This window comes from Bacillus changyiensis (assembly GCF_027706145.1).
GTDB classification, from domain to species: domain Bacteria; phylum Bacillota; class Bacilli; order Bacillales; family Bacillaceae; genus Bacillus; species Bacillus changyiensis.
Genome location: NZ_JAQFWW010000002.1, coordinates 115,528 through 139,711, shown reverse-complemented (window position 1 = coordinate 139,711; position 24,184 = coordinate 115,528). Strand labels below are relative to the sequence as shown.

Here is a 24,184-nt window from a genome sequence, read left to right as displayed (position 1 = left end):
GCCCTTTTAGCATGTCATCAATAACGTGGGAAGAGGTGTATGAGCATCTATTCATAAAAAACGCCGCTATACCAGCCAGAGGCACTAACAATAATTAAAAGGATTGCTCCATAACCGCCGCTCAAATTGTTCACTCCTTGATTAGTAGAAAATTATGAAGGTTGCACAGATCCATTATTTAACATTGGATTAGAGGTTGGCATTTGCGATTCATTATCATCTAATACTGGATCATTAAATCTAACACTCCCATTACAATCTCGATCTGATACAGAGTTGAGTATAATCTTCGAATACAAGCTCTGTAAGGAGTTGGAGAAGAGCAAAAGGCCCTTTTTTTCTGAAATAAATAAAGGTTCAGTGTGGGGAAAAAACAGAAAAGACGGTTGTTTGATTGTTTTCAAACAGACCTTTAGAATTGAAAATGAATTATAATGTGAGTGTTTTTTATTACCCTAAAGCAAGTGTTGATGAAAAGCATGCTTAACTAAAGAAACTTGGAAATTACAGTTTCTTATTGGAATTTGTCTTTTTTCTGCAATCTCCATTCAAATTCATGATAATAAAATGAAGCCCAACTCTATTGAGAAGGGCTTCTTCTTAGACCTATTTTAACAGGGTATGCCAAATGAATAATTACTAACATTTATGTTTTGGAATTGTTATTTTATTATAATGATAAAATAAAAAAACCCTTGATACACCAAGGGTTTATGAACAACCATGAAACACTATCCATTATGGTGTTTATACATCCAGAGAAGCCCTGACTTTAATAAGCGCGGAACTCTGCCAATTAAAGGACGTTCGGCGACTAAACCGAATCCAGCTTTTTTACCGAGTGAGCCGAGCACACCTTTTAGTTTGAATTTTGGCATTGTCTCTGGAAGCGCTTCCCCTTTCCAACGCAATTCAAGAATCTGAGCGATTTGCTCTGCTTGTGCTTCGGCAAGTTGGGCGCTTGGAGCATGAGGAAGGCTTGCGCAATCTCCGACAACATAGACATGCTCATCTTCTGGCAAATGGTGATGCGGTGTTAAGATAACACGTCCTTGAGGATCTTTTTCAACTTTTAAATCACGGACAACTTGATTTGGCTGAATTCCAGCGGTCCAGACAATGGCATCGGCTCGAATCGGATCATCGTGATTGTAGACGATATTTTTCTCCACTTTCGTAATGTTAGCACGGTTAATGATGTTAACACCATGTTCTTCAAACCAGTTTTGAACATATCGACTCAGTCGCTTGGGAAAGCTTGATAATATTAATTCGCCGCGGTCAAAGAGGATAATGTTCAAGTCTTGTCTGCTTTCTCTTAGTTCGCTTGCAAGCTCAACACCACTTAGTCCTGCCCCAACAATTGCCACAGTTGATTTGGCATTTAAGTTGTTGAGTGTCTGATAGGTCATTCGGGATTGATCGATTGTTTGAATGCTACATGTGTGTTCAGGTGCACCAGGTACATTATGATATTTGTCTTCACAACCGAGTCCAATCACAACATCGTCATAGGAGATTGGTTCTCTGTCATTAAACAAAATCATTTTTTGTTGTAAGTTAACAGATGAAACATGACCGTATTCTACTTTTAATTTAGGATGGGCTGGAAAGGACACTCTAATATGTTGATCAGAGATCGTTCCGGCAGCAAGTGCGTAATATTCTGTTTTCAAACAATGGTAAGGGTTTTGATCTATTAAAGTAATTATCACATCATCAGGCAACTGATTTGGTAACAGTCGATGGATCATACGCATGTTTCCATAACCGCCACCTAATAAAACTAAATTTTGCATTGTGAATACCCCTTTTCCCCTAGAAGTTGTCATTGATCTTTTTACACTGCAAAAATAAAAAACTATGTATTTACCCCATAAAATTATATCGAATCTGATGTAAAATCACAATATTTCTCGAAAAACAACCTACAAGTTTATTATGAAAGAACGATTAGTAAAACATTTTTTTGATTTAATATGTTACAAAAGCTTTAATAAACCTCTGTTTTGACTAACAGAAGTTTCTTGAGGTACGATAATAAGCAATGTGAGGTGAAATAACGTGTTTCCAATTGTTGAATTTTGCGTTAGCAATCTTGCTCAAGGTTCACAAGAAGCAAGAGCTGTTTTGGAAAAGGACCCTAATTTAGATGTCATTGAATATGGTTGTTTAAGCTATTGTGGACAGTGTATGCAAAACCTGTTTGCTCTTGTCAATGGTGAAATAATTTCGGGGAATAATCCAGCTGAATTGGTCGAAAATATATATAAATTTATTGATGAAAATGAATTAGTGTAAATGGGGTCTTGGTCTTGACAGGATCCTATTTTTTTAAGAAAGTTTTGATAAAAAATGAAAAGATTCGCAAAAATTTTGTAGACAGGCATACGAGAAATTGTTATCTTAATTAAAGTTAAAAAATAATAAGAGGTGTGGTCATGAATATTTTATGGGGACTTCTTGGCATTATTGTTGTTTTTGCAATTGCATTTTTACTTTCAGAACATAAAAGTAAAATTAAGCCTAGAACGATTTTAATCGGTTTAGCGATCCAGATCCTGTTTGGGTTTATCGTACTTAAGTGGGAGGCGGGAAAAAACGCGTTTCTTTGGTTTACGGAAATGGTTCAAAATCTCGTCAATTACGCACAGCAAGGAATCGGCTTTTTATTTGGCCCTCTTTTAGAAGTAGGAAAAAGTCCTGCTTTTGCATTTAGTGTGTTACCCGTTATTATCTTCTTTTCTTCATTAATCGCTGTTCTTTATCACTTAAGAATTATGCAATTGATTATCCGCGTGATCGGTGGAGGATTATCAAAACTACTTGGAACAAGTAAAACGGAATCTCTTTCTGCTGCTGCCAATATTTTTGTTGGACAAACTGAGGCACCTCTTGTCATTAAACCATTTATTGCTCATCTAACAAAATCTGAGCTGTTTGCTGTTATGACAGGTGGATTGGCATCTGTTGCTGGTTCAGTTTTGTTCGGTTACGCACTTCTTGGAATTCCTCTAAAATACTTGCTTGCGGCGAGCTTTATGGCTGCACCTGCTGGTTTGATTATGGCAAAAATGTTAATTCCAGAAACAGAAAAACCAAAAACTTCATCAGAAGATATCAAAATGGCTGAAGACGAGGATGCTGCAAATGTCCTTGATGCAGCGGCAAAAGGAGCATCAACAGGTTTGCATTTGGCCTTAAATGTCGGTGCCATGTTGTTAGCTTTCGTTGCTTTAATTGCAGTTTTAAACGGTATTCTCGGTGGAGTTGGTAGTTGGTTTGGTTTTAAAGATCTAACATTGGAATTTCTTCTTGGATATTTATTTGCTCCGCTAGCTTTTGTGATTGGTGTTCCTTGGGATGAGGCTATTAAGGCGGGAAGTTTTATCGGTCAAAAGCTTATCTTAAACGAATTTGTTGCTTTTTCTAATTTTGCACAAGTAAAGGCTGAATTTACGGAAAAAACGGTTTCAATTATTAGCTTCGCATTGTGTGGTTTTGCAAATCTTTCTTCTGTTGCAATCTTACTTGGCGGATTAGGGGGAATGGCGCCTTCTCGCCGTTCTGATATTGCCCGACTTGGACTTAAAGCTGTTGCTGCCGGTACATTAGCCAACCTTTTAAGTGGCGCAATTGCCGGAATGTTTATCGGGTAACATGATAAAAGCTCCCTGCCAATATCGGCAGGGAGCTTTTATGTATGAAAAACGGGGGATGGTTATATTGTGTCCGAATCTTTCAATTTTTATACTATAATGAATAAAAAAAGTTGGAGGCCTTCATGAATTCTTTTCATTTTACAAAAATGCATGGTTTAGGAAACAGTTATATATATGTCAATCAATTTGAAGAAAATCTTCCGGAAGCATTGTTATCAGAGCTTGCTATCAAAGTTTCTTCTGTTTATACAGGAATCGGTTCCGATGGATTGATTCTGATCTGTCCATCTGATCAGGCTCCTGTAAAAATGAGGATTTTTAATAGTGATGGTTCTGAAGCGAAAAACTGTGGAAATGGGTTACGCTGTGTGGCAAAATATGCTTATGAACACGGACTGGCAAAGGAGAAATCATTTTTAATTGAAACAATATCTGGACTTGTCAAAACAGAGGTGGAAGTGAGTGATGGGAAAGTAGTATCGGCTACGGTTGATATGGGCCAGCCGCGTCTATTCAAATCAGATCTCCCAATGCTTGGTGAACAAAGCTCGCAAACGATTAATGAACAAATGAGTTTTGGAAGCTATAAAATGAGAGGTACCGCTGTTTCAATGGGCAATCCTCATATTGTCTTTTATTTAAATAAGATTGAAGATGCCCCACTTACAACATTAGGACCGGTCATTGAAAAGGATGAAAGATTCCCTGAAGGTGTCAATGTCGAATTTGTTGAAGTGGAGAATGAACGAGAACTCCATTTTCGTGTCTGGGAAAGGGGATCTGGGATCACTCAGGCATGCGGTACAGGTGCTTGTGCCGCTGCAGTTGCTTCAGTTCTTAACGGTTTTTCTCAGAAAGAAACCGACATTACTGTCCATCTTGCCGGAGGCGATTTGATTATCAACTGGAAACACGATGGTCGTGTGATGATGACTGGTCCGGCTGAAACAGTGTGTGAAGGCGTATTTTTTGTTTGAAAACAGCCTGTTTGAGAAAAGATGATTTCATATATATAATAAGTTTACACATACAACAAAAAGGGGTGTGACATTATGAGTGATAAAACGGTAACGATTACAGAGTCAGCAGCACTTCATATTAAAGATATGATGAAGGAACATGAAGAGGAAGATGCTTTCTTGAGAATCAGCGTAAAAGGTGGCGGATGCAGCGGCCTTTCTTATGGAATGGGTTTTGAACACGATAAAGGTGAACTTGATAAGGAATTTGTTCAACATGGAATTACGGTACTAGTTGATCAGGAAAGCCTTGATATCATGAATGGAACAGTCATCGATTTCAAACAATCAATGATGGGAGGCGGCTTCACCATCGAAAACCCGAACGCCATCGCATCATGTGGCTGCGGTTCATCATTTCGGACGGCGAAGAATACCGGTACGCCTGAGGAGTGTTAGTGTTCTAAGCCTGATATATCAACGTGTTTAGGATGTCGGATTTAACGATGATATGTTTCGATCATCTAATCGGAATTTGAGACGCAGGATTGTTAATTGTACCGGAAAATCCGCAATTAACAGGCATTATTCGGAATAAAAACGACCCTAATTTACGGTCGTTACGGTTGTGAATAACGTCTTTCTTAGCGATGAGGCTAAAACCATCGTTAAGGGAGGCGTTTTTATTATGGCGTTAAAAAAGAAGCGAAAAAGGGTGACGAATGTTTTCACCTTCAAAAAAGCTACCGAGCGAAGAGTTAGAGATTTCTTTATCTGGGAAAAGAACGGAAGGGCTGCACGAAAGAACGTTTACTGATTATAAAAAGATGTGGTAGTATTTTGCTGAGTGGCTTAACGACAATTGCGGTTACATATATTGGTGAGATTGCCACAGAGATCTTGCGAAACTACTTATGTTTCGATATGATCCGCGTGTAAAGTTCTAAGCGCAATCAAAAATGTCGGGATAAAAATGACCAGGTATCAACGGTGGGGCAAGATTTAACAGCGTTAGAGGCGGAAGGGTGCGACGAGTTATTGAGTGAACATTTTACAGGTACAATAACAGACCTACCAGTATTTACGGGACTACTCGCCAAGCTAAAAGAGGGCGACACGCTAGTTGTAACGAAACTGGATCGTATTGCTCGCAGTGCAACGCAAGGAAGCGAGTTAGTTCGAGAACTTATTGATCGAGGTGTACGCGTACATATTCTAAATATGGGCGTTATGGATAATCGTCCAGCATCGAAGCTCATTCGTAATATATTCTTTGCGTTCGCTGAGTTTGAACGGGATATGATCGTAGAGCGCACGCAAGAAGGAAAGGCCATCGCAAAGCAGCGTGATGACTTTCGCGAAGGTAGACCGCGTAAGTTTAACAAGCGACAGATCGACCATGCTCTCGACTTACTCGCTACGTACTCATATACCGAGGTAGAACGGATGACAGGCATTAGCAAAGCAACGTTAGTAAGACGTAACCGCGAACGGAAGGCGCAGCTATAAAGGCGGTGTCTTTTTTTATGCCGGGGGGAGGTCAAAAGCCGAGCCGGTTCGCCAGGCGGTTTTTAAATGCGTGTTTTAAAAAATCACTTTGGGAAGCTGTCCGGTAGATTCAAGAAGTACTTGCGCGCGCTTTATTTCTATCCAGACAAATATGCGTTACTATGGAACGAAGACAAAGGTGAGACTTGAAGAATTGTTGAAGTAATTAAAAAACTGCATCCCAATTGTTAACTGTGTCTAACAATTGAGGTGCAATTTAAAGGTGAGAAGACAATCAATGTGGTTAAATTTAAGCCAAAAGGTATTCTGGAAATTCATATTTTAATTTACTAATTATATTACTATCTTTAGTCAGAATGAAAAATAAGTCATCATCTAGAATTCTTATTTCAAGATATGCTAATGAGTGTTGCATATTTTTAACGTCTGTGACTTCTACAATTGGATGAAAGTTATAATCATAGGGATAATTATTGAAAAAGCAAACGAATACCCCTCTCCTAACTGATTGAGTATCGTTCAAAACATCGTATAGATCTTTTTCTTCTAAAAATACTACTTTTTCTCTTTCAACTTTTTCTCCGAACTTCCACGCAATTTCTTCATAATTGTGGGGACCAGAACCAGGATAATCACCTAAATATCTTGGGATTATTTCTAGATCCCCTACACACCAATATATATTGTTTAGTTCAATGGAAATAATATTAAATAATTTCTTGATAAAATCGCTGTTGTTATTGCCATCAGGTAATTGAAATGTAATCATAATTTAACCCCCATCTCATTTAAAAGGTATGTTAGTATCCATACGGTGATTAATCTTGTAACCACTTATTGGGTATCTTTCGTTCCATTGAACTTCATGCCAATGCGGAATGCTGTGGGTATTAGGATAGCCATGGTCTGTAAAATCAACCCAACCTATTTCTCTACCATAATCATCATAATACTTAGTTTGTTTTAGATGACCTAATTCATCATATTTGTTAAGACTTTTTGTTCCTGGTTTAACAAATTTAGGTAGCTTTTTTTGTATACCTCATCTGGTAAGAAAGGTTTTTTAGCAAAATCACTAATATTATCTGTGCCCTTAGTCCCTTTCCCTACATCTTTAGCAACTTCCTCAGCCTTTTCAACTCTCTTAACTGTCTTGGCACCTTTATTCGCTTTTAAAACAAATTTCCTTGCTTTTAGCCATTTTCCCACAGGAATAACGGAAGCACCACTTAGGGTTCGTTCTTGCCAGGAGAGTTTTTCTTTTGTTTTAGGATCGACTCCTACTATAGCTCTATACCCATCATAAGCACCTGAAAACTCGCCGACTGTGTCAATCGTTTGTTCAAACAGGGATTCAGGCTCACTTTCGCTTTTTTTCTCTCTGCTTACAGGAGTATACTTGTCATATTCATGCAAAATCTTGTTTACTTCGCTTTCAACGTCCCTTTTTTTCACTCTGCTTTCTGGAATCCGGCTAACGATTTCGTATTTTACAGTTCCATTAGACATGTATTCGCGAACAATTTGACCGTTTGAATAAGTCGTATATTTTCCGCCAACGAAGTCTTTGCCTGTACCGATTTCATCTGTTACGTATAAAGAAACCATTGGTTGGTGATCCATTATATTATACAGCTTTCCATTTATCGTGCGGATGCTAGTATCAATTTTCTTAGAGGTAAAAACGGACTCGACTTCATATTTCTCTTGTTCTGCTAGTTTTTTAAGCATCGTATTCATAGCTAACTTTGACGGATCTTCGTTCTGCTCAAGGAGAGTGAGATCTGAAAGGTCTGAAACGCCTTCAGATTTTAAAATCGACCCTTTCTCATAAGTATTAATCTCGATTTTTGGGCCTGACGTATACATCTTCCCAAGTTTTTTCATGTAAGTTTTCATCGTCTGGAGATCGTTAGAAGCTGTCTTTAACTCGTTTGTTTGCTCTCTGTCGAATGTGTTTAGCTTTTCAAGTGTGTCGTTGATCTCTTTCAACGCTTCTTTCTGATGCTTATCAAACTCACTATCGTCCAACTCGGGTAAATCGACAATATGTTTGACTCTTTTGATGACATCATTCGTTGAGGAAACCATGCTTTTCGTTTCCCTGTCAGCTTCATTTAAACCATCTTCAAGGTCTTTCTCTAGAAAGTGTTGTGAGATAAATCCATCATCATGAGATTCTAGTGATTGTAACGATTTTTTGATTTTTTTGAGTGCTGATGTGTATTCTTCAATAAACAAATCATAGAACCGCAAGAAAGGGATGTGGCACTCCTCGTAAAAATTCCGAATCGCCTCACCGCCTTTTCCTTTTAAAGCGTCATCTAAGGCTACGATACCACAACGTTTTTTAAAATTTTATTGATTTATTTAGATTGAACTTTTAATTCGTCAAGCGTTTTATCGATTCCGTCATGTAACGCTTTAACATCAAGGGTCTTCATTGCATTCTCCTTTTTTATACATAAAAATGACATCCAATGAGAGAAGCAAATGAATCTTTTAGATTAGGTATATGAACCTAGTTTAAGATATCGGTTTACCACTACTTGGCTGGTGAAAAATAATGTTGTCTATTGTATACGACGGAGCTTTTAAAATTTAATACATCTAGTATTTTTTCAATGGTGTCAAGTTCTAATCTTTTCGTTTTTCCTTCGCAAAGATCTCCTATAGTAGCAGGCCTCACTTTAGCTTCAACCGCTAATTTATTATTTGTAATACCTAGCTCATCCAGTATATCGTTCATATTAAATTTGAAAATATTCTTTACTAATTCTCCATACAATTGATTTCACTTGTATTACTCTAGGTATCAATATGACCGATTTAAAATGGATTGACGCAAAGGAACAAAAGCAAATATGAACTTGTACGAGCTTTTGGCGCACCTTGGCAGAAAATTAAAAATGAACGTATATTCAATGTAAAAGACGACACCAAACCTACTGTATCATAGATGTACTTAAATTAGACTCCTATACGGATGGGTAGAAAGTATGGAAAAGATGCGAGTTCTTCATTTTTAGACCCTTAATTTATACCTACATAACCTTCCAAATCTGAGACTATTACTTCATTTATATACCTGATTTTCTATAAATGAGAGGATAATAGCAGAAAAAATGGAATGTTAATTACTTGATAGTAACTAAAGTACATCAGTTACTACGTAATCGTTTTGTTATGCGCAGTCTAATTCTGTGAGGAGGTGGACCATCAAAATACAAAAAACGGTTGAGAAGAGAAGGGAATTGTATTCATTATTATTGTAGGAGATGTTAAATGATGTATAAAATTGGAGTAATAATCAAACGAGTTGTTCTAATTACGTTATTGGCTTTATTGATACCATCCTATACACCGGCAAAAGCTTGGTCAGGTATGCAAATGTCAAAGCTCCATGTCAGCGGCAATCAACTCGTCAACGCTAGCGGTCAACCTGTTCAATTAAGCGGATGGCATCAACCTTCTGGATCTTATTGGACCTACCAGAATAGCAAATACTATTTAAATAAAAATGGTGGGAACCGACATAAAGCTGTATTGGAGTATTTAAAAGATATTTCTGATACCTTTACTAATACCTCACCTCGTTATGGCAATAACCATGGTTGGTATATGAATCAGGTTCGACTATTCATTGACCGGCAAGATATGGGAGACGTAGCAGCTGGTACTTACAACTTTGCCGGAATGAAAGCCTATACGCAAAATGTCCTTATTCCCTATATCAAATATGCCAGAACTAAAGGGCTTTACGTAACGATTGGCCTCGACTTTACATTAAAGGATAATCAGGCGACAACACAGGCGAATCTCGATAAATTCAAGCAAATTTGGGGTTACCTCGCCTCCCAGCCAGAAATTAAAAGTGCAGATAATGTCATGTTTGAGCTGATTAATGAACCGGTTTTATCTCATGCAAACGGTCGCTGGGGAGGAAATCCTTCAGACCCCAACTTTGTCGAGTTTTGGAATTCTTTGAGAAATTTCCAAAACGCAATGATTTCAACAATCCGTAGCAAGGGTGCAGATAATGTCATCTGGGCGGCAGGACTTGGATGGGATCAATATTATCAGCTTTCCGCATCACATCCACTTAAAGATCCATTAAACAATCTTGGATACGCGGTCCATTGGTACCCGGGATATGGTGCACATGACAATTACTCAAAACTGCTACAGCAATGGAATATGAATATTAAACCTTGTGCGGATAAGTATCCGATTAATATTACGGAAACTACGTGGTTTAAGAAGAAGTCTGGAGACCCTTCGTACTGGGATTTATTTAATGGTTCAAGTGAAGGCTTTGGTAAAAACACAAAATCAATTTTTACATCGTCAGGAAATGTCAGCATAGCTGTACATATGAATGGTTTCTTACTAGAAAGTGGTATGAGAAGCTCTTTTGCTGACCCGACTGCCGGTCTAAAGTATGACGGTGATGCTTCGCGTGATGGTATGGCACGTTTTATCTTCGATTGGTATTACGAGAGAGCACAACTGCAACCGTGGAACGGTGTATGGAACGGGATTAAATCAGGATCAACCTACAAACTAGTGAACAGGGCATCTGGTAAAACGATAGATGTACCGGGCGGCAAGAACACGAATACACTACAACTGCAGCAGTGGTCTGATAATAATGCATCTGCGCAGAAGTGGGTCATTACTGATGTGGGAAATTCCACGAATATTTACAAATTACGAAGCGTAAGCTCGTCAGACGGTAAAGTAATGGATGTGCGGAACGGGACAAAAAACAATGGTGAAGCAGTACAACTGATGCAGGATCTGAACACTACTGCACAACAGTTCCGAATCATCAAATTAAGCAACGGTTATTGGAGTATCATGAACCTAAATAGCAATAAAGCGGTTGAAGTTGCGGGTTCTTCAAAATCAGACGGAGCTTTGCTTCAGCAAAGTCCTTATAATGGCAATCTAAATCAGCAGTGGAAAATAATCATGACTAATTAACGAACAGAAAATTTCTGTGCAGATAAATAAGAAATTTAGGAAACCCATTTTTATGGGTTTCCTTTTTAATCATGGCAATTTTGTTAGATTGCTAATATACGTCATGATTCTTCAACTGTAAAATTGTTCTCCTGTATGCTCAACTACATCATTCCTAGGTTTAATAAAGTTACTTATTGGTAATTTATTTCTTATCTCAAATTTAATCTATTCTCTTTAAACTTTTAACAAAGCAACACGTATATCATGACTTATTTTTAGATCATGAGCCAGTTTTATAATCAAAATCAACTTTTTAAATCATTACGTTCTTTCCATGTCACAAGTGGAGTATTCCTATTTATGTATGTCATGTGGGACAGTACAAGTCTTTTATTCTAATGATAAGGTCTTGGTCATGAAAAGCAATGCACGCTGCGATTGAATGACCATTGCCGGAAAGTTTTAAAATAAGCCCTAGTGTCTGATATAGCCGTTCTATTCACTAAAAATATGGTCTGTTCATTGCTTCTAATAATACCACCTAATTCATAAATGTCACCGAACTGTTTTCTTCTAAATTCTCGTTCCAATCACAAGCCCAGTCATCATTATAACATCATTTATCATGGTGTTAATTGGTAAATGATGGGGTTATTATGGTTCTAATGATACAAGGTTGTAACTATACTGTGGTGTTTTTAAGTCAGCTCATTTCCCAACTTTGAACACCTTGGCTAAAAATGAAGAGAGATCCTCAAGTGGTTAATAATTTTCAACAACTCTTCAATGCTTCAAATTTGAAATTTTTACAAATGATTATTTTGAATAGTTAGAGGAAAAGAGATGAACACTGTTAAATGGCGTTGAGTTCCATCATTGTTATGAAGAAAAGCAGCCACCCTACTCGTGATCGAGCAAGGCTTTTGCCGGTAGGTCAGCACTTATTTTCGATTAAATATCCGGTGCAAATTGCTGGTGTTGTTGGCGATTGATGTTAAAAAGCGGCTACCGCTTTCCATTTCTTGATTGCAGAGAGGGCATAAAGGACGTTCACTGCTTGTAAAGTTTTTTCTCATCCATCCGTTACATTCCTCTGCTGTACATTCCCATGTTTCAGTATCTTCTTTTGGCAGAGGTTCTTGATTTCGATTGTTGTAGTAAGACATAATCGTCACTTCCTAACAAGGATTTTTGTGATGCATTTAAGAATATTTTGTGAATCTTAAGACATTCTATTCGCATATTTGTTATTCTATACTGGACAAGTTCATTTTGGGAATGAATGCCCGGAGTAGAAAAGGGGTGCGATATGGGAGAAAAAACAAACTGCAGAAATTGTAAAACAGTGATTTCGTACCGTTCTAAGGTATGTGAGGCATGCGGCTGTGAAAAACCACTGCCGAAAGCTGACAAGATAAAAGATGGCATCATTTTGACTGTTGCAGGTATGGTCGCTTTATTAACAATTGTGTTGTTTTTCGGCACAGCTTTCTCTTACTTTCATATATTTCAATAAAAAGGAGCCGATTTAAAAGGCTCCTTCATTTTATTTATTTTCAAACATACTTGTGGAATGCAATGGTTGAACACGTGCTTTCGGGTCCATATAGGCTTTTGCGTTATTCACAGCGGTCGGTGCTTCGCCAAATCCGCTTGCAATTAGTTTCACTTTCCCTTCATATGTGCAAATGTCACCAGCTGCATAAAACCCTTCAATATTTGTTTCCATTGTAGATTTAACAACAATGGAATTTTTCTCAATTTCAAGACCCCAATTTTTGATGGGACCGAGGGATGAAACAAATCCAAAATTGACAATCACATCATCGACTTCAAGAATTTCTTTTCTTTCGCCTTTGACTTCTTCAATGACAAGTTGGTCAATTTTTTCTTCCCCGACTAGCTCTACTGGGACAAACGGTGTTAACACATTAACTTTAGAATTGCGAAGATTTTCAACACTGTGTTCATGCGCACGGAATTTATCGCGGCGGTGGATAATGGATACTTCTTTGGCGATCGGTTCAAGCATTAGCGCCCAATCTACGGCAGAGTCTCCGCCACCCAATACAGCGACACGTTTACCAGCGAATTTATTCATATCGTCAATAAAGTAATGGAGGTTGGCATTTTCAAAATGAGCTGCAGATTCAAGCTCAAGTCTTCTTGGTTGGAACGCTCCGTTTCCTGCTGTAATAATCACTGTTTTTGAGTAATGGATTTCTCGATCTGTCGTCAATTTAAATATTCCATCAGCCTGTTTTTCAACGCTTTCGACAGCTTGTTCAAGACAGATGGTTTGATCAAATTTCTCCATTTGTTTCCTTAAGTTGTCTACAAGTTCCTGAGCGCGGATTTTAGGGAAACCAGCCACATCATATATGTATTTTTCCGGGTATAAAGCGGACAATTGGCCCCCGAGTTGTGGTAGGCTTTCAATGATTTTGACGCTCGCTTTCCGCATTCCTCCATAAAACGCGGTAAACAAGCCGACTGGGCCACCTCCGATAATGGTTATATCATATACTTTTGAGTCTTCCTGCATCAACATAATGCCCCCTAAGTGAAAAGTGTTCTTCATTATATCATATCACATAAATTAAATACGAGTATGCAGGATTTTTCCTATTCCTTGAAAAAGGTAAATTGAATCGTTATGATGTTAGTGTAGATAAAATGTTAATTTTTTATGAAACTTTCATGACTTGTGGGGAAGAATAAGGACTTCACAGACTTTTTTCATCATGAGCTGATGATACGGCTCAAACAGTAAAAATATAGAAAAGGTGGATGTGATTCCGTTGATGAAGCCAAAAGTGGTCATATTAGGTGCAGGTTATGGTGGATTAATGACTGTCACAAGACTTGTCAAAAAAACCGGAATACATGAAGTGGATATTACACTTGTCAATCAACATCATTATCACTATGAAACAACTTGGATGCATGAGGCAAGTGCAGGTACTTTACATCATGACAGATGCCGCTACCAGATAAAAGATGTAATTCACCCACAGCGTGTTCATTTTGTTAAGGATACAGTGAAGTTGATCGAGCAAAAAGAAAAGAAAGTCATCATGGAAAATGGTGAACTTACATATGACTATCTTGTTGTTGCATTGGGTGCAGTTCCCGAAACCTTTGGAATCCCGGGGTTAAAAGAGTATGCGTTTTCAATTACAAATATCAATTCTGCACGCCAACTTCGTGAGCATATTGAATATCAATTTGCAACGTATCACACAGAAGCCGAAAAACGTCCTGAACGTTTGACAATTGTTGTTGGAGGTGCAGGTTTTACAGGAATAGAATTTTTAGGAGAACTGGGAAACCGAGTTCCTGAACTTTGCAAGGAATATGATATAGACCGACAAAAGGTTCGTTTAATTTGTGTAGAAGCAGCACCATCTATTCTCCCTGGTTTTGATCAAGAACTTGTTGATTATGCAGTGCATGACCTTGAGGAAAAAGGTGTTGAATTTAAAATTGGTACCGCTATCAAAGAATGCACAAAAGAGGGGATTGTTTGTGGCAAAGATGATGCCATGGAAGAAATGAAAGCGGGAACGGTTGTGTGGGCTGCTGGAGTACGAGGAAATCCAGTTATTGAACAGTCAGGTTTTGAAAACATGCGCGGTCGTGTTAAGGTCAAACCTGATTTACGTGTGGAAGGATATCAGAATGTTTTCGTTATTGGGGACTGTTCACTTATAATCAATGAAAAAACTGAACGTCCATATCCACCAACTGCACAAATATCTATGCAACAGGGAGAAACTTGTGCAAAAAATCTTACTGCATTGATTCGTGGCAAAGAGCCAGAGTCATTCTCCTTTGAAAATAAAGGTTCTGTTGCTTCACTTGGCGAGCATAATGCCATCGGTTTGACTTATGGCAAAAAAGTCACTGGAACTATTGCTTCCATTATGAAAAAAATGATTGACAACCGCTCGCTTTTTTTGATCGGGGGACCACGTCTTGTTCTTAAAAAAGGGAAGTTTAAGTTTTTCTAGATTTTTAGGCTTGCCATGATCTTGCAAGCCTTTTTTTAAACTTGCAGAAAGCAATAGAAAAAACAAGAAAAGATAGACTTTAAGCGCTTACATAAAATAATTTGTTATATGATCTAACTTTATAATTGACAACACTTATGTTAATATTATCAGAAAATTAAGAAAAGGTTGTGTCGCTAATGGATTATGCATCAAACTATCGTTCTGATACACCTTGTTCATTTTGTTTAGGTAAAGGGTATTTTCAACTTTTGCTAGGAGGAACAGAAACGTGCAAAAACTGTAAGGGAACTGGGAAAGTTCATTAGATTCTACTTCCAATGATTGACTCATGTTTGCACTCCAATGTACACTAAAAGAGGTTACATGGGGGTGGGAGTTTGATTAGCTTACCATTTGTCATCATTTCAGTTGTTTTGTTTTTTGTACTGTTTTTTGGGATTGGTTTTTTGTTGAATATGTTGCTCAGAATGTCTTGGATTATGGTGATCATTTATCCTCTTGTCTGCCTTTTTATCGTAAATAAAGAAAAGCTTATTCGCTATGTAGAAGCACCAATGGAGACACTTTCTAATCTATTTGAACGAGTAGCATCTTTAGCGGCAGCTGATATGATCATTTTAGCAAGTGGAATGGCAGGTGCTTTGCTTTCTGGAGTTACGATCAAAGCTTTACGAAAAAGAGGATATCAGATGTTCTAAGCCATCTTCTGTCATGAAGAAGGCTTTTTTTTGTACAGAATTTTTTCACTTTTCTTAAAACTCACTTTCAAATTGTATATTTTTTCTTCTGGTTGGAAACAACTAGGATAGTGAGAGGAGTGGGAAGAATGAAACAAAAGATGATGTTGTTCAGACGGTTATTCATGACGGTTTTATTTGTTTTGGCGTTTATGACAACCTTTTTTACAGTTTCTGGGGTTGAAGCAAAAGATCTATCCGATTGGATGAAAAAACAAAGGTTGTCTTTGGAACAGTTAGGGATTACTTTTAAATCACTACCGAAAGAAAAGGCGGAAAAGACAGCATTGTCTGCTACTAAAGAAATTAAGAACAAACCGAAAAAGCTAGAAGAAGCTTTTGATTGGAGCCGATATCCAAGAAAAAAAGTAACGGCCACAGGTTATACTGCCGGTGCTGAATCGACAGGAAAACAGCCTCATCACCCTGGGTACGGGCTTACATATTCAGGAGTCAAAGTAAAACGAGATTTATATTCTACTGTTGCAGCTGATTTATCTGTTTTTCCAATTGGGACAATTTTGTTCATTCCAAATTACGGTTATGGTGTTGTAGCAGACACAGGATCAGCTATTAAAGGAAACCGTCTTGACTTATATTATGAAACAGTTGAAGATGTCTATAATGAATGGGGGAAGAAAACCCTTGATGTATATGTTGTTAAAAAGGGTGATGGCTCTGTGACAGAAAGTGAGCTTTTCAAATTGAATGAAGAAGAATCTATGCAGGTTTTCAGACAAAAATATAAAACAGCCAAAAAATAACGTTTAAGCTAAAAAGGCTTAAACGTTTTTTAGATTAGCTGAAGAAATGATATAAAAAAAGGGTGAGAACAATTCCTGTTAATCCTCCAAAAAAGACTTCAATCGGTTGATGGCCTAACAACTCTTTTAATTTTTTTTGTTTTTCTTCCTGCTCAATTTTTGGGAAGTCCTTTGCGTTATTGACAAAGTAGTTAAAATCTCTAACGAGGCGGTTGATGACTGTTGCTTGCTCCCCGGCATGTCTTCTGATTCCAGATGCATCAAACATTGTAATGACAGCAAATATAGTGGAGACAGCAAATACAGGAGAGCCAAACCCTTGATCAAGGGCTATTCCAGTTGAAAGTGCTGTTACAGCTGCCGAATGTGAACTTGGCATGCCACCCGTACTTGTTATAAGCCGCCAATCCCATTTTCTTGAAACAATAAAATAAATGGGAACTTTAACAAATTGAGCAAAAAAGATAGCAGCAAAGCTTGCCAATAGAGGGAAGTTTGTAAGGATTTCCATTTTGTCAGAACATCCTTTCTATAAATATAATCAATCCAGAAAAAAATGCTAATCTTTGTTAAAATAATCGTATGGAACCTAAATAAGAAAAATGTTTTTCATATTATAACATTGTTGATTTACTTTTACTCATTTTACTCGTTAGGAGCTGTCAAATTGATGTTTTATGCCTTTAAAGAATTGGAAATGAAAGAAACTCTGATCATTGGTCTATTTCAAAAAAGCCGGTTATATGGAAAAGCGAAAGAACTTGACTGGCTTTTGAACGGCCAGCTTTCACAGCTATTAAAAGACGGAGATATTTCGTCCAAAAAAGCAAAAGTGTCTAAAATATTTACCCCTTCACTACAAGGTGTTAAACGGCTTTATGTTGTTGGACTGGGACGGGAAGCAGAATATTCGTTTGAGGATGCTACCCATTGTTTTTCTGTTGTTTTTCAAATGATTTATCAAGATCGTAAACAAGATCTTACTGTTTATCTTGACAGTTTTGTCTCTGATCAAGTTCATCATCACGACGCTGCTCATGCTTTGGCAGAATCGTGTATACTGTCTTGTTATGAAGTGCAGGATTATAAACATAAATCAAATGAACCAGAAAAACCTTTACAAAACATTTATGTTTTAACAGATGAAGATCTTCAGGAAATTCAAGCGAGCTTACATGTTGGTCAAGTCTATGGAACTGCGACGAATTCAGCCAGAACACTTGTCAATATGCCTGGTAATATGCTTACCCCAACGGATCTTGCTTCATATGCAACCGAACTTGCCACCAAGTATGAATTTGAATGTGAAATCCTTGAAAAAGATGATATAGAGGAACTTGGTATGGGTGGGTTGTTGGCAGTTAATCAAGGATCTGAAGAGCCGCCGAAAATGATCGTTCTGAAATACCAAGGAAAAGATACTTGGGATGATGTAATCGGTTTGGTTGGGAAAGGAATCACCTTTGATACAGGTGGTTATTCTATAAAATCGAAAACAGGCATTGTCGGCATGAAATCAGATATGGGGGGAGCCGCTAGTGTGTTAGGGGCAATGGAAGCCATCGGTGAGCTTCGTCCTGAACAAAATGTGCTGGCGATAATTCCGTCTACAGATAATATGATCTCAGGCAGTGCGATGAAGCCTGATGATGTCATTGTCTCACTTAGCGGTAAAACGATTGAAATTTTAAACACAGATGCTGAAGGTAGACTTGTGCTTGCTGACGGATTAACATATGCCAAACAACACGGGGCTTCGGTTCTGATCGATATCGCTACACTGACTGGCGGGGTTGTTGTTGCCCTGGGGACTGAGACAACAGGAGCGATGACAAACAATGAGTCGCTATATCAACAATTACAGAATGCTGCGCTAGAAACGGGAGAATCCATTTGGCAACTTCCGATTACAGAAAAAGATAAACAGAAAGTGAGAAACAGCCAAATGGCTGATTTAAATAATTCACCGTCAAGAGATGGACATGCGATTATGGCGGGCACATTCCTTGGCGAATTTGCTGAACAAACGCCTTGGGTCCATCTTGATATAGCTGGTACAGCCGTGACAGATAAAACGACTTGTTTTGGACCAAAAGGCGGAACAGGTGTAATGGTGAGAACGCTCGTAACATTTGTGGAACGATTTACAGACAATCATAAATCATGACATATTCAGAACCTCTTTATTTTGATAAAGGGGTTTTTTGTCTATTGACGCCATCACAATAACTGTGATACTATACGTTCATCACTTTAATTATCTACTACATTAGCAAACTAAAGTATATATTCGGAGGTTTATGATGAATGCTGTTGTGATTGCGGTTATCGTTATGCTGATATTAAGTTTATTGCGTGTCAATGTTGTGATCGCATTGATTGTCGGTGCTCTTGCTGGTGGACTGACAGGAGGACTCGGACTTGCTCAAACTGTCAAGGTCTTTACAGAAGGACTTGGGGGAAATGCTACAGTAGCGGTCAGTTACGCTCTCCTCGGTGCATTTGCGGTTGCTTTGACAAAAACGGGTCTTCCAGATGCCATGGTTGAGGCCGCTGTAAAGCTGATTGGAAAAGAAGAGGATACACGAAGAAAAACACTTTCTAAAGTGCTCATCATCCTTATCATTTTAATCATTTCCTGTATGTCACAAAATGTTGTTCCGGTTCATATTGCTTTTATTCCTGTTTTAATCCCACCATTATTAAAAATATTAAATGAGCTTCAGGTTGACCGGCGCTTAATTGCATGTGTCATGACCTTCGGTTTAACAGCTCCATATATTTTACTTCCGGTAGGTTTCGGGCAGATTTTCCAAGGAATATTAAAAGATAATATGAAAGATGCGGGACTTTCGGTTTCCTTATCAGATATTCCGTTTGCAATGATTATCCCTATTTTAGGCATGGTTGCTGGGCTTATAGTAGCGGTCTTTATATACCGTAAGCCTCGGGTATATGAAATGAAAGAAATTGCTGGTCAAAAGTCAGCTCCTTATACGAAAAAAAGCCTTGCGATTGCAATGCTTGCGATAGCTGTTTCATTAAGCGTACAGATCTATTTATCACAGCTTTTAGATGTCGATGGGATGATTTTTGGTGCCCTCAGTGGATTAATCGTTTTATTTGTCAGTGGTGCAATGAAAAAAGGTGAGGCTGATGAATTGATCACAGCCGGGATGAATATGATGGCGTTTATCGGGTTTGTGATGCTAACGGCAGCCGGGTTTGCCAATGTGGTTAAGAAAACAGGCGATGTTCAATCACTTGTTGAAGCATCAACAGGCATGATTAACAACAGTCAAGTTGTCGGTGCCTTTCTGATGCTAGTTATCGGTTTGTTTATTACAATGGGGATTGGCTCATCATTTGCGACCATCCCCATTATTGCAACGATCTTTGTACCGCTCTGCTTACAGCTTGGCTTTAGTCCAATGGCAACTATTGCTGTGATCGGGACAGCAGCTGCGTTGGGGGATGCTGGTTCACCTGCAAGTGATAGTACGCTTGGTCCAACAGCTGGCCTCAATGCTGACGGACAGCACCACCACATTTGGGATACTTGTGTCCCAACATTTATCTTTTACAACATTCCACTCATTTTGTTTGGTTGGGTAGCGGCGATTATTTTATAAGAAAATTGTAAAGCGATGATTCAAGATGCTGTTAAACGTAAAAGGACGTCCAATAGTCAAAAATTGACTGACTGGACGCCTTTTTTTCGTGATTTATCACCCAAGCCCGACTTCTAATAAGCAGAATTTCTGTTAACGTTAGCTCCTTTTTGAACAGCTTGATAAATCTTTGAACTAAGGGCGGCCAAAAGAATGGAGAAGGACAGGTCTTTGATGAAAAAGCCAGTCATCATTCCCCATGTAGCTTGATAAGTCAGCGGTGTATCTAACCAATTTGTGAAGGCAAGGTACATATAGTTGACACCAATTAAATATATGATGATTGTCCCAATCAATGAAGCTGTAAAAAAGTCACCTATTTTTGGTTCTGACTTTCGGTCAGTCATCCATCCGGCAGCATATGCTGCCGGAATGAAAGCGATAATAAAACCGCCGCTGCCTTTCAAAAGCACTGACATCCCTCCGGAAAAATTGGCGAAAACAGGGGCACCAATAAAGCCGATTAAAGCATAGATGATCATTGCTAAAGCTCCCAGTCTACGTCCGAGTAACAGTCCTGCTAGCAGACAGAAAAATGGTTGCATTGAAAGTGGAATCCCCCCGATTTGTAGAACAGGGGCAAATGAAGTGATATTAGCACCAACACACATCAAAGCAGCAAACATTCCAACAAGCGCCATATCACTTGCACGAAGCTTCTTTTTCTTCATTTCATGTTCCTCCTTATGATCTCATCATTATCGTAAAAGATGAGAGTTCTTTTGTCAACTTCATTTAAATTTTAGTTAACAAACAGGAGGGGTCAGCTTCCTTTTAAAATTTTTTTGTTTGCAATAGAAAAAAAAGAAAACATGCATTTGTGGAATTTTACAAATGCATGTTACGTAGTTTGATTTCGAGATAAATGGTAAACTTTTCATTAATATTCTTTAAATCAATTTCTGCAATTTTGTTAATTCGCTTTAGTCTGTAATTGAGCGTATTGACATGGACATTCAGTTTTTTGGCAGCGATATTGACATTACTATCACATTCGATAAATTGCTCAAGCGTCTCAACAAGGTTGGAATGGTGTTCCTGATCATAGGCTTCAAGCCTTGCCAAGGCATAATTTGAAAAGTTTGTGTTTTTTCTTTTCTCTGCTAACACATCTAGATATTGGTAAATTCCAAGTTCTGAAAAGCTAACAAGATGTTTCGTTTCCGTTGCAAACCGCTCTTTTACCTTTATGGCAGAGAGCGCTTCTTGATAGGATTGATGTACATGGGTAATCAAGTTATACATGCCACCGATTGCCAGTATACAGTCCGTTAATTTATACCTTTCCGCAAGCTGTTTTTGTATGCTTCCTACAAACTGTTTTAAATCATGAAAAGGCTGTCCACTTTGTTCTGTTTTTGGGGAAGCAAGTATAATCATCTCATTATAATCAATTGTCGTTAACAAAATTTGTACTTGCTGAGTTGTTTCTAACAAATAATTGAGCTGTTTCTCCGTTTTCTCTTCAATTTCATCTAAGAGCCGGATCATAAAGACAGAATATGATGATGGAACACCGATTCCAAGCTGGTGAAAGCCATCTGCGATTTCTTGCTCTTCTGAAATATGACCTGTGAGTAGCTTCCAAAAAAACTCCTGACTGCGCTGCTCATTTTTTCTTTTACGGACTTGGTAAGGTAAAAGCATGTTTTTGACAGCGTCGGCTGCTAGTTTTAATAGTAATAAATCTTCTTCCGCCAACGTTTTTTGGCTTTCAAGCGCCCAAATAAAACCGATCACTTCACTGTTTTTCCAGATTGAAATGGCTACACGATTGCTCAGTCCGACTTCGTCAATTTGCTCAACTCTGACAGGTTGATCGTTTTTGAGTAGAGCAGGGATTGTTCCGTCTTTCCAGAGTTTGTTAATGACTTTTTCCGGGACGCGCCGTCCAATGATTGTTGAGGTTCTCGCTGGATCTGTGTAGTCTATGTGCGTGCTGTAAGCAAGCAGACGGTGATGAACATCTTCAATTGTAATCGGACAGTTTAGAACCTCACTGATATGGTCGGCGATATCTTCTAAACGATCATAGCTATATTTAAATGGATTGCTTTGTTTCTTCATATAAAAAACCCCTACTTTAAGTTTGCATGAAAAAATATTTTGACATATACCCATCTTACTTTTATTATGGTTATAGTTGTTTGTTAAAATCAACAAAAAAGTTAGTGGCCTTTTATTATTTTTCATAAATAATAATCTTCCAATACAACAATTTTATTATTCTGACATAAGAGGGAGAAAGAGACATTGGACATCATTCAAAAAATCAATAGCATCTTGTGGGGAGTTCCGGCGATTATTTTGCTTGTCGGTACTGGGGTTTTTTTAACAGTGATATTGCGAGGACTTCAATTTAAAAGGTTAATTTATGCGTTTAAGCTTGCGTTCGGGAAAGAAAAAGAAACAGCGGGAGCTGATGGAGATGTCAGTAACTTTCAAGCGTTAATGACAACCTTGGCCGGAACAATCGGAAACGGAAATATCGCTGGAGTGGCAACGGCTATTACAATAGGAGGACCTGGAGCTATTTTTTGGATGTGGCTTGTCGGTTTATTGGGAATGGCCACAAAATATAGTGAAGCTTTACTGGCAATGAAATACAGGGTCAAAAATGAACGTGGTGAATATTCTGGTGGACCAATGTATTATGTTGAAAAAGGGCTGGGAAAGAAGTGGAAACCGCTTGCTCTTTTATTCGCGTTTTCTGGAGCGTTTGCAGCTTTAGGAATTGGAAACTCTGTTCAATCTAATACAATTTCTGAAGTTGTTACACACACCTTCTCAATTCCAGGATGGATCATAGGTCTTGTTCTTGCTATTTTGACGACTGCGATTATTTTTGGAGGCTTTCAGCGTGTCAGTGCAGTTGCGAGCATTTTCGTTCCGGTCATGGCGATTTTTTATATTGGTGGATCTCTTGCAATTATTTTTATTCATTATGATCAAATCATTCCGGCTTTCCAGCTGATTTTTTATCATGCTCTTCATCCGGTGTCAGCTGCTGGAGGTTTTACCGGTATTATGGTTTCAGAGGCAATTAGAAATGGTATGTCTAAAGGGATTTTTTCAAATGAAGCTGGTCTTGGTACGGCAGCTTTGATTGCGGGAAATGCGAAGTCTGATCATCCTGTTAAGTCGGCATTAGTCGCAATGACAGGGACATTTATCGTTACATTGATCGTTTGTACAATGACAGGGCTTGTCCTCATCATCACAGGTTTTTGGGATTCGTCAGGCGGTATATTATCAGGCGTTACACATGATGCCACTCTTGACGCAGGTGCATTGACAAATGCTGCGTTTGCTTCTGCCTTAGGAATAACTGGAAAATACATTGTGACATTTTCAGTTATCTTTTTTGGTTATTCAACAATTGTTGGTTGGTATGTATATGGAGAAAAATGTCTCGAATACATGGTCGGTTTGAGATGGGTACCGGTTTACCGAATTGTGTATGTTGTTGCTACTTACTATGGAGCGGTCGCAAGCCTTAATACCGTCTGGGCATTTGCCGACATGGCGAACGCTTTGATGATGATCCCGAACTTGGTAGCACTTATTTTATTATGGAAAGTCATTCGTGCAGAAACAGATGATTTCTTCTTACATCATTATAACCGACAAAAACCTACTAAACTGAAAGCTAGTTAAAAAATGCAGCCTGACTTTACAGCAAAAAGTTGGGCTGTTTTTTTGTGTATGTGATAGAAGCAGTTCTTTTGACTCAATCTATTCAAACGCTAAAAAATGATATATTTTTACTAGTTTTTTTGCATTTCACTGGGTCATGAATAGTTAGAAAATAAACCTTTAGACTCATTTTGTTAAATAACAACATATTTGTTTGACTGTGAATCAATCTTGTTTTTATAATAAGATCGTTCCAAAAAAT

Annotated in this window: 23 protein-coding genes and 1 pseudogene; 14 read left to right on the top strand and 10 right to left on the bottom strand. The window is 38.2% G+C overall.

All coding sequences use genetic code 11. The features are described from left to right. Positions 1 to 731: 731 nt before the first annotated feature. Complete coding sequence (locus tag PDT38_RS07960; protein ID WP_270800368.1) at positions 732 to 1,799, bottom strand: NAD(P)/FAD-dependent oxidoreductase; 1,068 nt, start codon at positions 1,797 to 1,799, stop codon at positions 732 to 734. Between the two features lie 265 nt (positions 1,800 to 2,064). Here PDT38_RS07960 and PDT38_RS07955 point away from each other — a divergent pair, with 265 nt between their 5' ends. The 5 genes from PDT38_RS07955 (at position 2,065) to PDT38_RS07935 (ending at position 6,130) form a co-directional block, all read left to right on the top strand. Beyond that, positions 2,065 to 2,301: a YuzB family protein gene (locus PDT38_RS07955; protein WP_270800367.1), complete on the top strand. Its 237-nt coding sequence runs from the start codon at positions 2,065 to 2,067 to the stop codon at positions 2,299 to 2,301. 140 nt (positions 2,302 to 2,441) lie between these two features. Then, positions 2,442 to 3,659, top strand: coding sequence for a NupC/NupG family nucleoside CNT transporter (locus PDT38_RS07950; protein ID WP_270800365.1), 1,218 nt, complete (start codon positions 2,442 to 2,444; stop codon positions 3,657 to 3,659). 125 nt (positions 3,660 to 3,784) lie between these two features. Continuing rightward, positions 3,785 to 4,639, top strand: coding sequence for a diaminopimelate epimerase (gene dapF, locus PDT38_RS07945; RefSeq protein WP_270800363.1), 855 nt, complete (start codon positions 3,785 to 3,787; stop codon positions 4,637 to 4,639). A 75-nt stretch (positions 4,640 to 4,714) separates the two neighbouring features. After that, positions 4,715 to 5,080: a HesB/IscA family protein gene (locus PDT38_RS07940; protein WP_270800361.1), complete on the top strand. Its 366-nt coding sequence runs from the start codon at positions 4,715 to 4,717 to the stop codon at positions 5,078 to 5,080. 531 nt (positions 5,081 to 5,611) lie between these two features. Further along, the gene (locus tag PDT38_RS07935) at positions 5,612 to 6,130 is read left to right on the top strand and encodes a recombinase family protein (RefSeq protein ID WP_270800360.1); all 519 of its coding nucleotides are present in this window, start codon (positions 5,612 to 5,614) and stop codon (positions 6,128 to 6,130) included. A 289-nt stretch (positions 6,131 to 6,419) separates the two neighbouring features. Here the strand turns inward: PDT38_RS07935 and PDT38_RS07930 are convergent, their stop codons facing one another. The 4 genes and pseudogenes from PDT38_RS07930 to PDT38_RS07920 form a co-directional block, all read right to left on the bottom strand. Then, positions 6,420 to 6,899 carry a hypothetical protein gene (locus PDT38_RS07930; protein WP_270800359.1) on the bottom strand — a complete coding sequence of 160 codons (480 nt, stop codon included), beginning with the start codon at positions 6,897 to 6,899 and terminating at the stop codon, positions 6,420 to 6,422. 203 nt (positions 6,900 to 7,102) lie between these two features. Next, on the bottom strand, positions 7,103 to 7,639 hold the full coding sequence (locus tag PDT38_RS19580) for a pre-toxin TG domain-containing protein (protein ID WP_449374906.1): 537 nt from the start codon (positions 7,637 to 7,639) through the stop codon (positions 7,103 to 7,105). Between the two features lie 207 nt (positions 7,640 to 7,846). Beyond that, positions 7,847 to 8,574, bottom strand: a pseudogene (locus tag PDT38_RS19575) (ribonuclease YeeF family protein); the annotation flags it as partial. 101 nt (positions 8,575 to 8,675) lie between these two features. After that, a complete protein-coding gene (locus PDT38_RS07920) occupies positions 8,676 to 8,918 on the bottom strand; it encodes a helix-turn-helix domain-containing protein (protein WP_270800358.1) in 243 nt (80 codons plus the stop codon). A 500-nt stretch (positions 8,919 to 9,418) separates the two neighbouring features. Here PDT38_RS07920 and PDT38_RS07915 point away from each other — a divergent pair, with 500 nt between their 5' ends. Beyond that, entirely contained in the window at positions 9,419 to 11,116 is a 1,698-nt protein-coding gene (locus PDT38_RS07915) for an RICIN domain-containing protein (RefSeq protein ID WP_270800357.1), read from the top strand. 923 nt (positions 11,117 to 12,039) lie between these two features. Here the strand turns inward: PDT38_RS07915 and PDT38_RS07910 are convergent. Continuing rightward, positions 12,040 to 12,264 carry a cold-shock protein gene (locus PDT38_RS07910; protein WP_270800355.1) on the bottom strand — a complete coding sequence of 75 codons (225 nt, stop codon included), beginning with the start codon at positions 12,262 to 12,264 and terminating at the stop codon, positions 12,040 to 12,042. Positions 12,265 to 12,407: 143 nt separating this feature from the next. Between PDT38_RS07910 and PDT38_RS07905 the strand changes: the two genes are divergently transcribed. Next, positions 12,408 to 12,614, top strand: a complete 207-nt coding sequence (locus PDT38_RS07905; protein WP_270800352.1) for a hypothetical protein — start codon at positions 12,408 to 12,410, stop codon at positions 12,612 to 12,614. Between the two features lie 30 nt (positions 12,615 to 12,644). Here PDT38_RS07905 and yumC read toward each other — a convergent pair whose 3' ends face one another. After that, positions 12,645 to 13,643 (bottom strand): ferredoxin--NADP reductase 2, encoded by a 999-nt coding sequence (gene yumC / locus PDT38_RS07900; protein WP_270800351.1) that lies wholly within the window; start codon positions 13,641 to 13,643, stop codon positions 12,645 to 12,647. A 256-nt stretch (positions 13,644 to 13,899) separates the two neighbouring features. Here yumC and PDT38_RS07895 point away from each other — a divergent pair, with 256 nt between their 5' ends. From PDT38_RS07895 to PDT38_RS07880, 4 genes are all read left to right on the top strand, one after another. Next, positions 13,900 to 15,111 carry an NAD(P)/FAD-dependent oxidoreductase gene (locus PDT38_RS07895; protein WP_270800350.1) on the top strand — a complete coding sequence of 404 codons (1,212 nt, stop codon included), beginning with the start codon at positions 13,900 to 13,902 and terminating at the stop codon, positions 15,109 to 15,111. 179 nt (positions 15,112 to 15,290) lie between these two features. Next, entirely contained in the window at positions 15,291 to 15,419 is a 129-nt protein-coding gene (locus PDT38_RS07890) for a YuiA family protein (RefSeq protein WP_270800349.1), read from the top strand. Between the two features lie 72 nt (positions 15,420 to 15,491). Then, positions 15,492 to 15,812: a YuiB family protein gene (locus tag PDT38_RS07885; protein WP_270800348.1), complete on the top strand. Its 321-nt coding sequence runs from the start codon at positions 15,492 to 15,494 to the stop codon at positions 15,810 to 15,812. Positions 15,813 to 15,940: 128 nt separating this feature from the next. Further along, positions 15,941 to 16,615 (top strand): 3D domain-containing protein, encoded by a 675-nt coding sequence (locus tag PDT38_RS07880; RefSeq protein WP_270800347.1) that lies wholly within the window; start codon positions 15,941 to 15,943, stop codon positions 16,613 to 16,615. Positions 16,616 to 16,649: 34 nt separating this feature from the next. On the opposite strand, the gene PDT38_RS07875 is transcribed toward PDT38_RS07880, so the two are convergent. After that, positions 16,650 to 17,126 (bottom strand): divergent PAP2 family protein, encoded by a 477-nt coding sequence (locus tag PDT38_RS07875; RefSeq protein ID WP_270800345.1) that lies wholly within the window; start codon positions 17,124 to 17,126, stop codon positions 16,650 to 16,652. A 159-nt stretch (positions 17,127 to 17,285) separates the two neighbouring features. Between PDT38_RS07875 and PDT38_RS07870 the strand changes: the two genes are divergently transcribed. Further along, entirely contained in the window at positions 17,286 to 18,782 is a 1,497-nt protein-coding gene (locus tag PDT38_RS07870) for a leucyl aminopeptidase (RefSeq protein ID WP_270800343.1), read from the top strand. A 136-nt stretch (positions 18,783 to 18,918) separates the two neighbouring features. Beyond that, on the top strand, positions 18,919 to 20,247 hold the full coding sequence (locus PDT38_RS07865; protein ID WP_270800342.1) for a Na+/H+ antiporter family protein: 1,329 nt from the start codon (positions 18,919 to 18,921) through the stop codon (positions 20,245 to 20,247). 113 nt (positions 20,248 to 20,360) lie between these two features. On the opposite strand, the gene PDT38_RS07860 is transcribed toward PDT38_RS07865, so the two are convergent. After that, positions 20,361 to 20,957 carry a biotin transporter BioY gene (locus PDT38_RS07860; RefSeq protein WP_270800340.1) on the bottom strand — a complete coding sequence of 199 codons (597 nt, stop codon included), beginning with the start codon at positions 20,955 to 20,957 and terminating at the stop codon, positions 20,361 to 20,363. 157 nt (positions 20,958 to 21,114) lie between these two features. Beyond that, positions 21,115 to 22,353, bottom strand: coding sequence for a PucR family transcriptional regulator (locus PDT38_RS07855; protein WP_270800338.1), 1,239 nt, complete (start codon positions 22,351 to 22,353; stop codon positions 21,115 to 21,117). A gap of 186 nt (positions 22,354 to 22,539) precedes the next feature. Here PDT38_RS07855 and PDT38_RS07850 point away from each other — a divergent pair, with 186 nt between their 5' ends. Then, positions 22,540 to 23,943 (top strand): alanine/glycine:cation symporter family protein, encoded by a 1,404-nt coding sequence (locus PDT38_RS07850; RefSeq protein ID WP_270800336.1) that lies wholly within the window; start codon positions 22,540 to 22,542, stop codon positions 23,941 to 23,943. Positions 23,944 to 24,184: the final 241 nt, after the last annotated feature.